Here is a 16,316-nt window from a genome sequence, read left to right on the forward strand (position 1 = left end):
GACACCGCCGCTGTAGAACATATTCTTCAGCAGCGGCGATGAACGAGGCGGATTCGGGGACTTCCAGATTCAATCTGTTCAGCGCGGCGCGGCCACAGGGCGCCGCGCAGGCGCTGCGCGATGGGCTCGCGGGCTTTCAGCTCGCGGCCATGAACATCCCGCAGGCGCTGGGCTACACGAAAATCGCCGGGATGCCGGTGGTCACGGGGTTCTACACCCTGCTCCTGCCGCTGCTGGCGTTTGCAACCTTCGGTTCGTCGCGCTACCTGGTGGTCGGCGCGGATTCAGCGACGGCTGCAATCCTGGCGAGCGGGCTCACCACGATGGCGCCCGAGGCGAGCGCGCAATATGTCGTGCTCGCGGCCGAGGTAGCGATGCTGACGGCGGCGATGCTCCTCATCGCGCGCATCCTCGGCCTCGGGTTCTTGGCTGACTTCCTGTCACAAACCGTCCTGGTCGGCTTTCTCACCGGAGTCGGACTCCAGGTCGGTATCGCCTCGCTGCCGCAGATGGTCGATGTCCAGGTCGAGTCGCGGCGCGCGATCGTTCAACTCTACGAGCTCATTCCTCATTTGCACCAGGTCAACGTCCTGACCGCTGAACTCTCGATCGCTGTTGTTATCCTGGTTCTGAGCCTGCGGCATCTGGCGCCGAAGATACCGGCGGCAATGATCGCCGCGGTCGGCGCGACGGCAGCCAGCGCATTCTGGAACTTCGCCGCGCGAGGCGTCGGAGTCGTCGGTCCGCTGACCGGCGGTCTGCCTCATCTCGCTTTGCCACCGCTTCACTGGCAGCAGATTGATAATCTTCAGCCGCTAATTCCGATTGCGGCATCGTGCTTCATCGTTATCGTCGCGCAGAGCGCGGCGACCGCGCGGTTCTACGCCGCGCGGCATCATCAGCGCATCGATGAAGCCGCCGACCTGATCGGCCTCGCGGCCGCGAACGCCGTCGCGTCGCTCAGCGCAACCTTTGTCGTCGATGGCAGCCCGACGCAGACCGCGATGGTCGAGAGCTCCGGCGGCCGCAGTCAGCTCGCGCAGATATCGACCGCGGCCGTGGTTGCGATCGTGCTCCTCTTCCTGACCCGTCCGCTGCAGTACCTCCCGCGATGCGTGCTCGGCGCGATCGTGTTTTGCATCGCGATCGGCCTCGTCGATGTGAAGGGCTTGCGCGATATCCTGCGCGAAAGCCCGGGCGAACATCTGCTGGCCCTGCTCACCGCGGCGGTCGTGGTGGTTGTTGGTGTCGAGCAGGCGATCCTGGTCGCGATGGTGTTGTCGTTGGTGCGCGTGTTGTCACACAGTTATCATCCGCAGACCGGCGTACTGGTCAAAGGTGATCAGGATGTCTGGGAACTTAGGCCCCCGAAGCCGGGCACGGTGACCGAGCCGGGGCTTGCGATCTATCATTTCGGGGCCTCGCTCTTTTACGCGAATGCAGGCCAGTTCTCCGACGAGGTGCGGACTCTAGTCGGCGACGGCCCATCCGCGATTCGCTGGCTCATAGTCGACGCGGAAGCGATGGCGAATCTCGACTACACCGCCGCGCGTACCATGCGCGACTTGCACGAGCATCTGAAGCAAATCGGCGTTGAGCTCGCCTTCGCACGCGTCGCTCAATCGCTCAAAGCGGATCTAATCCGCCACCGCATCATCGCAGCGATCGGCCCCGGCCACACTTATCCGCGTCTCCACGACGCCCGCGCGGCCTTCGCCGCATCACAAAAAGTCAATCCTCCCGCCACTGGCACCGCGTCCCATTGAACGCCTCGGCGCAGCTTTCGATTGATTGTCTTTGATTTAGATCGCTTCGACAAAAATCCTGATACGGCTGAACTTGATCGGATTTGCGGAGATTCGGAGGGGCTGACGGGGCTTTATATCGATGCGCTCTACGGTCTGGTTCGCCGCAACGACGCGCGCGCCATATGCTGGTGGCGCTGTAGTTTGCGAGCAAGGCGACATAGAACGCAGAGGCGGCGTTTCAAGTCGTCTTGAAACGCCGCCCTGTTTATTTTCGACGGCTTCTTCTCGAGGCCCGCGAAACCTAGATTAGCGCAGGTCGAAGCGATCGGAATCCATCACCTTGGACCAGGCCGCCGCGAAGTCTTTGGCGAACTTCTCCTTCGCATCCGCGCACGCGTAGACTTCCGCCAGCGCCCGCAGTTGCGAGTTCGAACCGAAGAGCAGGTCGACTCGGGTGCCAGTCCACTTCAGCTCGTTGGTCTTGCGATCGCGTCCTTCGTACGCACCTTCGGCGCCGGCCGCCGGCTGCCATTGCGTGCGCATGTCGAGCAGGTTGACGAAGAAGTCATTCGTCAAGGTTTCTGGCTTCTTGGTGAAGACGCCATGCTTTGACTGCCCGGCATTTGCCCCAAGCACTCGCAGGCCGCCGACAAGGACCGTCACTTCAGGCGGTGTCAGCTTCAGCAATTGCGCGCGATCGATAAATAGCTCCTCAGACGACCAGCGCTGCTTGCCGCTCAGATAGTTGCGGAAGCCATCTGCCCGCGGTTCGAGCGGTTCGAATGATTCGACGTCGGTCTGCTCCTGCGACGCGTCCATGCGCCCCGGCCTGAACGGAACCTTCAGTTCGATCCCTGCATCTTTCGCGGCCTTCTCGATCGCCGCGCATCCGCCGAGAACGATAAGATCGGCGAGCGAGACCTTCTTCCCGCCCGACGCAGATCCATTGAAGCCCTTCTGAATCTCTTCGAGCGTAGCCAGCACCTTCTTGAGCTGCGCCGGCTGATTGACCTCCCAGTCCTTTTGCGGCGCGAGGCGGATACGCGCGCCGTTCGCTCCGCCGCGCTTGTCGCTTCCGCGGAACGTCGACGCCGATGCCCATGCCGTCGAGACGAGCTGCGAAACCGACAGGCCCGACGCCAGGATTTTCTGCTTCAGCGCAGCGATGTCCTGGTCGCCAATCAGCGGATGATTCACGGCCGGGATGGGATCCTGCCAACTCAAATGCTCCTTCGGAACGAGTGGCCCGAGATAACGCGCGATCGGCCCCATGTCGCGATGCGTCAGCTTGAACCATGCGCGCGCAAAGGCGTCGGCGAACTGATCCGGATGCTCGTAGAAGCGCTTCGAAATCTTTTCGTACGCCGGGTCCATCCGCATCGAGAGGTCGGTCGTGAGCATCGCAGGCGCGTGACGCTTGGTCTTGTCGTGCGCGTCGGGCACGGTGCCGTTACCCGCCCCGTTCTTCGGTTTCCATTGATTCGCGCCTGCCGGACTCTTGGTCAGTTCCCATTCGTAGCTGAACAGGTTCTTGAAGTACTCGTTGCTCCACTTGGTTGGCGTCGCACTCCAGGTGACTTCGATGCCGCTGGTGATCGCGTCGCCGCCGATGCCGGACGCGTATTTACTCTTCCAACCGATACCCTGTTGTTCGACAGCGGCGGCTTCCGGATCGGGTCCCACCAGCGCCGCATCGCCGGCGCCGTGGGTTTTGCCGAAGGTGTGACCGCCGGCAATCAACGCAACCGTCTCTTCGTCGTTCATCGCCATGCGGCGGAACGTCTCGCGAATGTCCCGCGCGGCCGCGACCGGATCAGGCTTGCCGTTCGGCCCTTCCGGATTGACGTAGATCAGACCCATCTGCACGGCGCCGAGAGGATTCTGCAGATCGCGGTCGCCGGTGTAGCGCTTGTCATCCAGCCAAACCGATTCGGGACCCCAGTAGAGCTCTTCGGGTTCCCAGACATCCTCGCGCCCGCCACCGAAACCAAACGTCTTGAAGCCCATCGATTCGAGCGCGACGTTCCCGGTCAGAATCAGCAAGTCGGCCCAGGAGAGCTTGCGCCCGTATTTCTGCTTGATCGGCCACAGCAGCCGGCGCGCTTTGTCGAGGTTGGCGTTATCGGGCCAGCTATTGAGCGGCGCAAAGCGCTGCTGGCCAGTTCCGGCGCCGCCGCGACCGTCGCCGATGCGGTAGGTGCCCGCGGCGTGCCACGCCATGCGAATGAAGAGCGGCCCGTAATGGCCAAAATCCGCAGGCCACCAATCCTGCGAGTCTGTCATCAATGCGTGCAGATCTTTGACCACGGCATTGAGGTCGAGGCTCTTGAATTCCTTGGCGTAGTCGAACTCCTCGCCCATCGGATCGGACTCGGACGAGTTCCGGCGAAGAATCTGAATGCTTACCTGGTTCGGCCACCAATCATGGTTTGTTTGTTCGTGGGTCGCGCCCGTAAACGGGCACTTCGCTTCCTCTGCCATGTCTTCACCTTCCTTCGAGTTGCTCAAACCCGCGACGAACTACAAACCCATCCAGTTTCCGTTCGCATGATCGCCGCCGGCCGCGCTGGTTGACGCGCGTCGTTCATCCATTACCCAGTTGTCAACTATGCTTAACTAAAGTTTAGTTTCCTGTTTCTGTAGCCCGTCGCGCGCGGCTCGCTTCTCGACAAGCTGGCAGCGCTTGCACAGCGCCTCGATTTCGAGTGAACAGCGCAGCAATGCGAACTGTCCAAGGCTCGGTGTGCCTTCGAGAAGCTTGTCTACATCGAGTATCTCGATGTCGCTGACCCGTTTGCATCGCACGCAAATGACGTGGTGATGAGGCTCGACGTTGCCGTCATAGCGCGCGGCATCGTGCAGCAGCGTTACCTTGCGCGCCTCTCCTGTTTCGCAAAATTCGTTCAGAATCCGATGGACCGTGGCTAACGACACGTGCGGATGCTGGCGGCGTACGGCGGCGAATATTTCGTCGGTGCTCGGATGATTCTCGGAAGCGAGCAACGCCTGGATGACCGCCAGGCGCTGGGGTGTCACGGCGATCCGCCGCTTACGACAGCGCGCGACGAACTCGCCGAGCCGCTCGATGGAGTACTTCTCACGCCACTGTCGATCCAAAAGCCGAGGTTCCTGCATCAACCACTCCTGGCCCACGATCAACGCGAACGAGACCGCAGTCCGCAGGCATGAGAGGAAAATATCGGCTGATTCAGGAAACTTGCAGGCCCCAGTCGATAGGCATCCCTACCTGCAACTAATCATTAGGCGGTCTATCATATCGCATAAGATTGTCAATCTTTGAGGTCAGCCAGCAACTCACGGTCGCTGAACATAAAAACGCGATTTTGCTAGAGTTTCGCTCGTCAGCGATCGGTTCAAGGCCAGACTTTCGAGTGTTTCCCACGACGCGAGAGCCGCCTCCACGGCGGCACAAATCCTCCCGCTATTGGCACCGCGTGCCATTGATCGTGAACGCCGTCGGCGCGACGTTCGCGCCACTGTAGTTCGTGAGGAAGCCGACGCCGCTTAGAGTGCTACCAGCGGCCAGCTCGCCCATCCGCGGGCGGGCGCAATGACTACGAGTGAAAGTGCGCAAAGGCAGGCGAAGGTTGTCCTCGCGATCCGATCCAGCATCCAGCGGCTCCTGATGATTCGACGCGATCGCGAATCATGTTCGAGATGAGCCGCAAGGATGGCTGCGCTGATTAACTCGGTCACATTGCAAGCGAATCAAAACCACGCCGATAAGAGATCGCTGCGTAAAAAACTTACGTGACTCTCAGATAATTCCGCAACGACAAACCAAAGCGCCAGGCCGAGCGTCAGTGCTTTTCCGTCATCGCCATGTACTCGTCTTGAAGCGATGTATTCACTTGCGCACGGAATGCGACCGTCTTGTACGGTTCGCCTTGCTGATGCTTTTGCGGATAGAAGATCGCCGGGAACATGTCGCCCGGCCGATCATTGGCCGCGCTTTTGAGTAGCGCGATCCGCTCGTAGCATTCGTCCATGCTGTAATGACCGCATCCCATCTGATGGAACATCTCGTGGACGGTGACGCGCGCCGGCGTGAACACCAGGCTGCTCGATGCGTCGCCATAGGCAAACACGAACGAATGCGTCTGCGTTGAATCATTGGTGTAGCCGAAGGTCGTGACCAGCGAATCGCCGCCGAGCGGCAGCGGAGCGTTGAGCAGCGAGGTCAGCGTGCCCACCACGTATTCACTCGGCGTGTGCCCGACGAACCACATCACGCGATCAACTCCGGGCGGCAGTGGCACCGTGAGCAGTTGCGCCTCGATATCGGCGTAGCTCCACGCATGCGGCGCGCGGTCGAACTCCTGGTAAGCGACTGGCGTGACCCTGAGCCCGAACTCCTTGGCGTATCGCCTATTCCAGGCCGAAAGCAGCTTGTCAGCCCGATCGCGCGTGATGCCGCGATCGAGGAGCACCTCGTACCGCACCGTCATCGGGGGGCCGAAGCTCTGCGCCGTTTGCATGCGCTCCAAGGTCGCCGGATCATCGACGCCGATAAAAGTGCAGCCGGTAAATAAGCAGCAAGCCGCCCAGATTAGACCGCGAGCTGCCGTGTTCGACAAATGCATAGCCACTCCTCCGCGGCGTATCAAGACAAACTGTTAACTGCGACTTACTCTTAGGCGCAGGAGTTGATCAAGAAGTATGCCGCGATACGGTTAGCTACGAATGTCGAGCGTGTCTAACAAATGATGACAAACGCTCAGCTTGAGATAAAACCGAGCGAAACATTTTTTTACCTCCGAGCGGCGAATCGTTGTCACCGCGCCACTTAACTGTCAGTCAAACCCCGCGCGACCCCTTTTTCGCCCTCGTCGAATACGGAAAAAAAAGGGCGTGACGGCTTCCTGCCGTCACGCCCTTGATAGGTTGCTTTGGATATCTGGCTCGACCAGAAAAATACTAGATGACTTTCTCCTTGTCAGTGCGCCGCTGTGCGTTCATTGGTTTGCACCTCCGAGGGGGGCGGAGCGAAACAATCGATGGCCGTGAAGCCCAGCCATCCTGAGCGGCCGCGTCAGGTAATAGGCCCAATAGATCTTTCGCGGCAACGCGATGAACTCGCGATCTTCGACCGTCGGACGAAACGCTCGTCCTGCCGCATAGCGCAAACGATCCTGCGTACGCTCAAGTGAGCGAAGCGGCACAACCCAATCGTGAAACAAGCTGAGGCCGTCTGCCGTTGCATCGAACATCCGTGCCCGGATCTTGCGCGCCAGCCGAGTCACATCTGAATCGCGCCGGGCCGCCGCGTCGATCTCTGCAGGAAATCGCGCACCGCACATTTCCTCGGCCAGAATCACCGCGAGCCGGATCATCGTGCCGCTCTGATTTGTGGCGCCGGCCAATAGCGCTGGCCAATCCAGATCAGGCGACGATTCGAGAGCGGCGAAGTCTGACACAAAACCGAAGGAGCGCCATCCATGTTTGGCCGCATGCGCAGCGACGAAGCGAGCCGAATCGGTCGGATTCAGCGTCGCGACAGTCGAACCCTCGATCTCAACTCGGACGCTGCTCAGCCACAGCCGGTCGGAATCGATCCCGGTTGGGAAATACGACGGTGCCAGCTTGACGTGGAGATCGATCGCAACACCGTTGCCGGCCGTCGTGAATTCACTTTCGAAATCGAAGAACGATCCGCCTTCTGCCGTATTGGGCACGTAGCGGCGCGCGCGGTAACCGCGATCGGCGAGCAGCTTCGCCACGCGCGGCACGTCGTGCGGCTTCACGAGCAGATCGAGGTCGCTGTACTCGCGCATCACGGGGTCGCCCCAAGTCTGGATCGCGAGCGCCGGGCCCTTGAGCGCGATCACCGGGATGCCTTCTGCTTCGATTACTCGAGCGATCTCAACGAGCGTTCGCGCGAACTTCGTATTGCGCCGCCACAATTCCAGGAACTGCTTTCGCGCCGTCGACTTCACCGATTCTGGAGTTGCCGCGCCGCCATTCTCGGCGATGAATCGGCAAATGATCGGCGTGACGCAGTGGATCTTCGCCAACGCGAAGACCCGCTTCCATTCGACGATGCTCGCCAGTTCGCGCGCTCGCGCGACCTGCGAATCATCGCGAGCAGCCGCAACCGCAGCGAGGAGAAAGTTGATTTCGGAGGTCAAAACGAGTTCGCGCTGGACGCGCCGGGAGATCGAATCGGGTGACTATTATGGACTGGCTATTTGCCGGATGCGCTCGCAGCCGCGGCGCATTCTTTCAGCATCATGTTTGCCGAAGGAACACCTGTGAGCGCGAACGACTTCTCGCAGTCGGCACTCGACGGCCCGCGCATGTTGCCTTCCAGGAAGGCGAGCCCCGGGCATCGACTGCATCCGGAAACGTGCGCGCATCCTGAACAGACTGGCAGGTCGCGCGTCCGAATGGAGCGGACTTCCTTGAGCTGCGGTGAATCCTTCCAGATGTCGATGAATTTCTGCTGCCGGACATTGCCGCTGGGCAACGGAAACTGCACGCAGGGATAAACGTCGCCGTATGGCGAGATGTAACAGGAGCTGTGACCCGCACTGCACGGAATCTGGTCGAGAGTCTCCTCGCTAATCTCCCCGCGCGGCAGCGATGATTCCACCAGGTCGCCGCCGATGGATTTGTCGTGCATCACTTCGCGCAGGTCGGCACGCGAGATGTTGAGCTTGAGCAGCGAGCGATCGCCGTTGATATGCGGCGTAATCGTCGGATCGATCGTGAGGCCAGTTCCGAGCTCCACCGCGAGTCTCTGCACCGCCGGATAGTCGGCGCGATTCTGCGCCATCAGCACATGAGCGATCGTTACTTTCAATCCCTGTTCGCGCAGGAATCGAATCGCGGCCAGCGTGCGATTGAGGGAACCCGGCACCTTGGTGATCGCGTCATGGACTTCGGCGCGATGCGAATAGATGCTGATCTGAACCGTCTCGACGCCGAGCTTGCGGAGCGCCGCGGCTTTTGGCGCATCGACCAGGATCGCGTTGGTCTTGAGCTTGACGTTAAACGCGAGGGAGCGGGCGCGCTGGATGATCGCCATGATATCCTTGCGCAAAAGCGGCTCGCCGCCGCTGATCGTCAGGAAAAATACGCCCGCATCCGCGAGCTGCTGCAATACTCCCGCGATCTCGTCGAAGCTCATCTCGCCCGCATCGTCGTGGTCGAGATAGCAATGCACGCAGCGCTCGTTGCATCGCCAGGTGACGTCGAGATGGACGCCCAACGGGATGCCGAGCTGGATCGCCTTGGCGTTGGCGGCCTGAAGCAGCGTCATGATTGGTCAGCCGCGACCGGCTCGCCTGCGACGACGAGAATTCCTTCCTGGGCCAGCTTGCCGACCAGTTCGAGCGCATCGCGATAGGCCGACTCGGCGTCGATTTCGAATTCCGCCACGACCGCGCGCTCGACGATCTCGCGCAGGCTCGTGGCGCCGTCGGCGGCGCGCCAGATTACGCTCGCGGTCGGATTCAGCGTGAAGACGCGCGAATCCTTGACCGACATGACGATCATTTCATCGCCGAGCATTCGCGCGGCGGTGTCGGCGTGGCGTTTGATGTAGGTGTCGTTCATCTGATCAGATCCCAAACTTCGACCGTGGGTTTGAAAGTCAACTCGTAAACCGGCACGCGCGACACGAAGTCGCAGGCAATGCCGAACAGCTTCTGCACCAAGGCGCGATCGTCGGCAAAGAACAGGATGTTGCGCAGGAGCCGGCGCGCGGCGTCTGAACCGCGAATCACTTGCGTGTCGTTGCTCGCGCCCTGTTTTAGAAAATACAGCGCGCCGAGGGGAGCCGCGATGTTCTCGCCGGACCTTGCCAGCTCGCCGGCGAAGGGCGTGCCGAAAGCGCGGTACCCTTCATTAGTGGGCTTGATGTATGAAATCTCGTCGGTCAGCAGAGTCACATCGCTCGGCGCAAGACGGGAGATCGTCGTCTTACCCGCACCCGACACGCCCGAGAAAATGAAGGCGCGCCCGTTGCGCACGACGCTCGCCGCATGGAGCAGGAAACCGCCGCGCTCGACCAGCATCAGGCTGTGCACGATCCGCATCACCGAATCGATCGCGTAAGGATAAGCGCCCTGGCGCACCTTGCCGCGCTGCGACACGGGATCGAAATCGGCGCGAAAGTCGCCGCGTGTCATCGTCCAGCGCTCACCCTCGCGCCGTACCGCGAGATCTTCGTCGTCGCCGATTTGTGACGGCGGCACGACATCGACTTCGAACTGCACCGCCGCATCGCCGCCGAGAAAGCCCGCGTACCGCCGCTCGAGCATCGCGATGAACTCGCCGTCAGCCGAAGTGATCCCGATCGGCAGGCCACCGATCGCAACTGAGGTTGTGTGATGCGCGTCGTTCACGCGAGTGCTTTCCTCATCGCAAATTGTGCGCGCCGTATTCTCGCATGCAGACCAACCACGAGGCGCCTCAGCAGGTTCGAACTGCGAAGCGCAGCCGAAATGAACCTCATCGCCCCTTCGGGTGCGCGCTCGAGAAAGATTCGACGACCGCCACGCATCGCGAATGTTACCCGGCCAAGCAACTCCGCGCTCGTGAGTGGAGCATCGCATCGTAACAGCGAATCCCCGCGCGTCGTCAGCTCACGCGCACCCACTTGCACGATGCGATGGGCAAAGAGGCGACCGTCGCGGATGAATACCGCGATCTGCCCCTCCGTCATAGAAGCAGGGCCGGCGGGCTCGATCTCGAGGACATCACCGGGCCATATCGCGGGGATCATGCTGCTCCCTTGCGCTCGGACGCGCACCGTTCGCGCGCCGCGCAGCACATCCTCGACCAGCGCGCATCCGGCGCGATCGAACTCGCGGGGCGCGTTGTTATGAGTTCCGGTGAGCATCGCGAAGCTTGCTCAGGAAGCCTTCTGATTGCGATGGCACTGGCCCTGCGTGCTGTCCACCTTTCCGCATGATAGCGCCATCGTCTCGAAGACTTCCTCGCTCTGATAGCCCGGCTTGACGTAGGGTTTCTTCGACCCAGGCTCAGCGGAGTGAGACTTCTTTTCGTCGTGGTTGGTCATTTATATATTTCCCTTTCTAGTTCAGTCCTGATTGCGATGCCTGCACCGCACATCCACCCGAGCCGCTCGTACCACAGCTCGTCGCGTTACCGAGATTGGAGAAGTATATCTGAGATGCGCCGGTCGGGCTGCTTTGGTTGTTGTCGATTACTATTCCACTCGTTCCGCCGGTGACCGCCAGACCGGCAGCCGCGCTGGATGAAGAAGTCAGCGAGCTGTTTATATCATAAGAATAGACACAGGCACCGCTGCAGCCAGTATCGTTGCCGCCAGCGGTCACGCTGACAAAGATTCGATCAGTGCCATTGTTGCTGAACTCCGTCATCGGCGAGCAGGACGAAGATCCGCTCGACGTAATCGTAGGGCCGGTATTGACGCCGGTCAGATTGCCGCTGCTATTGAATGTCAATCGATAGATGGTTCGAGCTTCGTCAATTCTCGGATTCCCGCAGGCATACAGATTCCCTGTTGAGTATTCCCCCGCATAGTAGTTATCGTCGAAGTCGCCATCATAGACCCTGTCGAAGATAGAGCTGCCGCCGATTTTCTGCCTGTTCACCGTAAGAAGGTTGGTGCTCGTTTGGACGACCTCCGCCGGACTGTCATTGTCCGGATCGCCGCATCCATTGTCACCGTTAGTGCTTGCGCAAGGCACGAACGCAAATACTCGCTGCGAACTGGAATCGACCAGCGGCGAATCGATCGAGGCTTGTCCGGTGCCACTGCCGCCATCAACTCCCAAATTCACGGTCGTGGCTCCGAGACATGGAAGGGTGCCACTTTTGCACGTCCCAACTGAGCTGCCCACTTCTCTGACATAGCTGAGCAAAGCGCTGGAATCCCACATGAACAGGTTTCCGGAAACAGAATCATAAACCGGACTGGTTAATGCGTTGTTGCTGTGGACCGTTATCGGCCACGAGGCCGTCACTTCGGCCGGCGTACCACTGAATACGCCAGTGAACTTGTGAAGCGTTCCGTCGTTTGCACCCACATAGAGAGCATCAGTGCTGTAATTATAGAAAGGATCTGAGTGGCTATCATTCGGACTGCCGCTGAACGTGAGATCGAGCATGCAGGCCGCCGCGTGGCTACGGTAATTGGACGCTGTGGCCGAAGTCGGAGTAACGGGAACCGAGATACTTCCCTGACCCGCACCCCCTTTCCACTTGAGCAGAATCAGATGTGCGACACCGGCCTCGCTTTGCACGAACGCAATCTGACTGCCGTCGGAGGAGACAACCGGAGAAGTCGTGATGTTTCCGTTGGTGTTGTAGGCCCAATTCGTCGTGGGCACCGTACCGCCGCATCCGGAGTATAAGTTCGTGAAACCGACAATGCTGGGCGCAGTCCCGCCGCTGGTGGAACTGGTGGTGATTCTTGCGCCGGAACCTGTACCGGCATTGGCAGAGAACGTAAAATTCCCGCCGCTTCCCCGTGTCTTAGCGGTGATGGTCGTCACATTGAGTTCAACCGTAGCGCTCGCGCTCGAGTTGGCCGTGGTTCCGGTGCCAAAACATTGGTTCCCCAGAATACACTGGGCGGTGTTCGCGTTGATTGCCGCCTGAAGGTTCGCCGCGCTTTCCTTGGGTGAGTCGCCGCCACTGTCCGGTCCGATCTGAACCTGATTGGCGCTGCTGGGCGTGGTCACAAATGTATAGGTCGTTGAACCGACGGTGACCGTATCTCCAGAGTTGGGAACATTATTATTCGACGTGCTGAATGTCGCGGTCGATACCTGGGTGCCTGCTGAACCGGTATTGTAAGCCACGTAGTCGGTGCAGCTTGCTTTCGTCGGCGTGATTGAGTACTTCGCCGGAAAGGCGACGATTCCCACGCTCGCGTTACTGCCCATGCCAACGCTCCAATCCTTGGAGACTTTGTCTTTGCTCTTGGTATTCTTGCTGTTGGACACCACAACGTTCGCCATCAGAGAGTTGGACGGATCTTCAGATTGCTGCCGCAGACGCCAGAGCTGCTGCTGCCAAAAGCGCGGGTCACGGGTGATCTTGCTATAGTTGAGACTATTGGGTGCGGGTGGCGAAAATATCAGATGCCGGTGACTCCAATCGTGCGGCACACCAGCGTAGCCATTCGTCACGGACTCGTAGCCATTGACTGCGTCCTGGAGCGTGATTCGGCCGTTATCCTGCCCCGATGCGGCGATCGGGATGGTCACGAGCGCGATCACTCCCATCAGCATCGTCGAAAGACCTGTCATCTTAGCCATATTCAAACCCTTTCGAACCCTAAGGTTGTTAGTAAGTGTGCTTGCGAACGGTTCCGATAACCGAGGCCACCGGACCCTCCGCGTTACTAGATGAGTTTCTGGCGCGACTGCTTATGCCGCGCGTTTCGCGCTCACGAGGCCAGGCATCGGCACCATGAGGAGATCGGTCACCTGCATCGCGATCGAGCGAACTGGTAAATCGCGATCTTTGCCAAACTTGAAAATCTGTTCCAGATGCTCGACGGACAAATCGGGATCTGCCACCAGGATTTCAGTGAACGGTTTGCGTTCAAAGATCTGTCCGAGATTTTCTGGTGAACCGAGAACCCTCAGCCCCTCAACCATTTTGCCGAGTCTGAATATATCGGCATCGACAAAACCCACCAGCCGCGCCGTGCGCGGTCGCGTTTGAAGCACGAAATTCGCCGCCATCGCTCCGGCCGCACCGGCGCCGACCACGAGCACCCTGTCCGCGACGCTTGCCTGACTATTTATGAACTTGCGCAGCAGCGCGAAGGACGATCGCGTAGCCACCAATAGGTTGCCCAGCAGAATCGCATATATAACTGCTATCGAGCCTGAATGACGGATCGGCAGAAAGTTCGATGCTATAGCAATCAGGATGGCGGCAAGTGCGCCGCCACTCATCAGCCTGACCAGGTCTGCCAAACTGATGTGACGCCAGATACCTCTATACACTCCCGTGGCGATGAAAGCGGAATAAGTAAGTACGACGATCCACGGCATCCCGGCGGCGATTGAATGCATTACTTGCGCATTCAGGTTGAAATCAAGTCGCAGCGCGACTGCTCCGCAATAAGCTGCCGAAATCACGAGGAGATCGAGAATTCCCTCTGCAAGCCGGCGTCTATAGCTCAACGATAAAATTAGCCGAGCCATACCCCGCAGCGAGCCGTGCGCTTCGACTGGAGCAGCTGTGTCGAAGGTCAGGTCGATGGTAAAGAGTGCGATTACGGCCGCGGCCAGCGCGAAGAACGGAAGCGAAACAACCAGGTTCGCGTGCGGCAAGCGGGTCGCTTCAACCGCACAAGTCGCCGCGAAGATCGCGCTCAGCCATGCCGCGATAGCGACTTGCCGATCGTTGAGCCCGAGCGACAGCAAACGATCGTGAACGTGGTCCAGCCCACGCCAGGCAATTGTCTTGCCGGTAGTCGTTCGGGTTACCATTACGACCGCGGTATCCAGCAATGGCACCAGCATCACCAGAACAGGGAACACCCAAATAGTCAGTGAAGAGTTGGTCGCCAGACGACCTCCCTCGAGCGCGAGCACGCCGAGTAAGAATCCGAGGGGCAGGGCGCCCGCGTCGCCCATGATTATCGAAGCCGGTGAGAAGTTGTGAACTAGAAAACCGCCAAGCGACGCACACACAACGAGGGCGGAGATTGCCACCGCGGCCGATCCATGCGCCATCGCCGCAAGTGCGATCGCGGCCGCCGAAACAATTCCGACACCCGCGGCGAGCCCGTCAAGACCATCGATAAGATTGAATGCGTTCGTCGTCGCCGCGAGCCAGAAGATAGTAATCGCCAGGTTCAGTGCCGGCGATGGAGTAAACTCGTACCTGGGCAGAAAAACGATCGTCGCGAAAACTATAATAGTGAGCTGCCAGATAAACTTTTGCCGCGGGGCCATTGCTCGCGCGTCGTCCATCAGCCCGACGGCGAAGAGACCCGGCACGCCGAGCAACAACCACCAGGAGAGACTCGCGGTTGCGGCAAGGCTCGCAACGATGCCCACCACAATTGATATTCCGCCAGTTGCTGGAATCCGAACCTTTCTCGCTGTCTTGATCGCCGGAGATGCCGTAATCCCGAGCAAATAGCCGATCTTCGCCGCCAGCGGCATAGATCCACACGAAATTAGGAACGCAATCGCTGCAGCGACGAGCCCTTTGGTTAAAGCGAACGGCATTGGGTGGAGAAGGTCAGTGTGCGACGGCGACCGAATCTGTACTAGCTATTGCGCGCCTCGTCGGACATCAGCCGCGGCTCATCGCTCCGAGCGAGGTAACGTGCCTGAAGGCGCATGGCCAATGTCTCGGCCAGCGCGTGATAAATGAACTTGGGCCCATCAACGAAATCGCGGCGCCACAACTTGGCGGGCTCCATCGCGAGTCTCCATAGCCATTCGAGGCCGGCACTCCGGAGACAGAGGGGAGCGCGTTTCACTTTTCCACTTACGAAACGGAAGGCGGCGCCGACGCCGATCACGACGGGGACGCGCAGCCGCCCGAGGTTGCGGTAGATCCACCATTCCTGCTTAGGCAGGCCGAGGCCCACCCACAGCACATCGGGCCGTGCGCGATTGATTTGGTTGACGCACTCCAGCTCTTCGTCGGGACGCAGATCCCGGAATGGCGGCGACATCGTGCCGACGACGCGATGCCGCGTAAACGGATGCTGCAGGCGCGAGGTCAGCGCGCGCAGCGTCTCCTCGGTATCGCCGTAGAAATAGCTGCGGTAGCCGACTTGATTGGCGCGCTCGGCGAAGCGCGCCAGCAAGTCCGGCCCCGGCACGCGGGCCGGGATCGGCTGGCCGCGCAGCCGCGAGATCCACACCGGCGCGATGCCATCGGGGCAGAACAGGTCGGCCGAGTTGAGGACCTCGCGCAGTTGCGGATTCTTGTAGGCTTCCCAGATGCCGTGGAAGCCGGTCGCTACCACGAAGCGGCTGCGCGCTTCGGGATGCGCGATCCAGCTCTCGATATCGCCGAGCGCTTGGTCGATAGTCACGTTGGACACCGCGCAGCCGAGGATCTCGACCGACTTGGGTTTCCGTCGTTGGTAGAGTGACGAAACCTCTCTAATCATCGTCGCCATTGTTGGAAAGTCCCTTTTGGATCAATTGGCCAGGAATGCCTGGATGCTCTGCGGATAAAGCGGCGGGCCGAGGTGACGGCGGAAATGGCCGGCTGAAACCTTGGTGATGCGATCGTGACTGTTTGTCGATATTCGACGGAGTAATGCGCCGGGGCGGACCAGGCTCAGGAGGCGCGCGAATATCCGGCGCGGCGCAGATTCGGCATGCGGCGCGGCACCGCGACCAGGTACGTATGGCGGCTGACGGGCGCCTGCGCGCGCATCAGCTCGCCCAGATAAACCATCGCCGGCAACTGGAGCATCAGGTCAACGCTGAATAGTGCCGCCGTATTCTCCGGGATAGTGCGCAGCGCGAAGAACACCATCAATCCCGCGACCTGGACGAAGAGCGCGGAATCGCGCGCCGGAATCCGATACGGCTCCATGATTGCGCGCACCATGTACACGAA

The 16,316-nt window shown here is 60.1% G+C and carries 14 protein-coding genes; 1 reads left to right on the plus strand and 13 read right to left on the minus strand.

Annotation, left to right across the window (positions count from 1 at the left end; translation table 11 throughout):
• The first annotated feature begins 38 nt into the window (after positions 1-38).
• Positions 39-1,766, plus strand: coding sequence for a SulP family inorganic anion transporter (locus VMA09_01820; protein ID HUA32315.1), 1,728 nt, complete (start codon positions 39-41; stop codon positions 1,764-1,766).
• A 288-nt stretch (positions 1,767-2,054) separates the two neighbouring features.
• Here VMA09_01820 and katG read toward each other — a convergent pair whose 3' ends face one another.
• The 13 genes from katG to VMA09_01885 all read right to left on the minus strand — a co-directional run.
• On the minus strand, positions 2,055-4,229 hold the full coding sequence (gene katG, locus VMA09_01825; GenBank protein ID HUA32316.1) for a catalase/peroxidase HPI: 2,175 nt from the start codon (positions 4,227-4,229) through the stop codon (positions 2,055-2,057).
• A gap of 135 nt (positions 4,230-4,364) precedes the next feature.
• Complete coding sequence (locus VMA09_01830) at positions 4,365-4,901, minus strand: transcriptional repressor (protein ID HUA32317.1); 537 nt, start codon at positions 4,899-4,901, stop codon at positions 4,365-4,367.
• Positions 4,902-5,569: 668 nt separating this feature from the next.
• Positions 5,570-6,247, minus strand: coding sequence for a hypothetical protein (locus VMA09_01835; GenBank protein HUA32318.1), 678 nt, complete (start codon positions 6,245-6,247; stop codon positions 5,570-5,572).
• Positions 6,248-6,724: 477 nt separating this feature from the next.
• Entirely contained in the window at positions 6,725-7,897 is a 1,173-nt protein-coding gene (locus tag VMA09_01840) for a nucleotidyltransferase family protein (GenBank protein ID HUA32319.1), read from the minus strand.
• A gap of 56 nt (positions 7,898-7,953) precedes the next feature.
• Positions 7,954-9,030, minus strand: a complete 1,077-nt coding sequence (locus VMA09_01845) for a radical SAM protein (GenBank protein ID HUA32320.1) — start codon at positions 9,028-9,030, stop codon at positions 7,954-7,956.
• Positions 9,027-9,326, minus strand: coding sequence for a PqqD family protein (locus VMA09_01850; GenBank protein HUA32321.1), 300 nt, complete (start codon positions 9,324-9,326; stop codon positions 9,027-9,029). Before VMA09_01850 ends, VMA09_01845 begins: the two co-directional genes overlap by 4 nt.
• Complete coding sequence (locus VMA09_01855; GenBank protein HUA32322.1) at positions 9,323-10,117, minus strand: hypothetical protein; 795 nt, start codon at positions 10,115-10,117, stop codon at positions 9,323-9,325. The genes VMA09_01850 and VMA09_01855 overlap by 4 nt, the downstream gene beginning before the upstream one ends.
• Complete coding sequence (locus VMA09_01860) at positions 10,114-10,614, minus strand: S24/S26 family peptidase (GenBank protein HUA32323.1); 501 nt, start codon at positions 10,612-10,614, stop codon at positions 10,114-10,116. Before VMA09_01860 ends, VMA09_01855 begins: the two co-directional genes overlap by 4 nt.
• 12 nt (positions 10,615-10,626) lie before the next feature.
• Positions 10,627-10,794 carry a hypothetical protein gene (locus VMA09_01865; GenBank protein HUA32324.1) on the minus strand — a complete coding sequence of 56 codons (168 nt, stop codon included), beginning with the start codon at positions 10,792-10,794 and terminating at the stop codon, positions 10,627-10,629.
• 16 nt (positions 10,795-10,810) lie between these two features.
• The gene (locus VMA09_01870; protein ID HUA32325.1) at positions 10,811-13,024 is read right to left on the minus strand and encodes a hypothetical protein; all 2,214 of its coding nucleotides are present in this window, start codon (positions 13,022-13,024) and stop codon (positions 10,811-10,813) included.
• 111 nt (positions 13,025-13,135) lie between these two features.
• A complete protein-coding gene (locus VMA09_01875) occupies positions 13,136-14,959 on the minus strand; it encodes a hypothetical protein (GenBank protein ID HUA32326.1) in 1,824 nt (607 codons plus the stop codon).
• Positions 14,960-15,000: 41 nt separating this feature from the next.
• Positions 15,001-15,867 (minus strand): WecB/TagA/CpsF family glycosyltransferase, encoded by an 867-nt coding sequence (locus VMA09_01880; protein HUA32327.1) that lies wholly within the window; start codon positions 15,865-15,867, stop codon positions 15,001-15,003.
• Between the two features lie 164 nt (positions 15,868-16,031).
• Positions 16,032-16,316: hypothetical protein (locus VMA09_01885; protein ID HUA32328.1), on the minus strand; the 285-nt coding region annotated here is incomplete at its 5' end.

It is taken from the genome of Candidatus Binataceae bacterium, from assembly GCA_035508495.1.
GTDB lineage: Bacteria > Desulfobacterota > Binatia > Binatales > Binataceae > JASHPB01.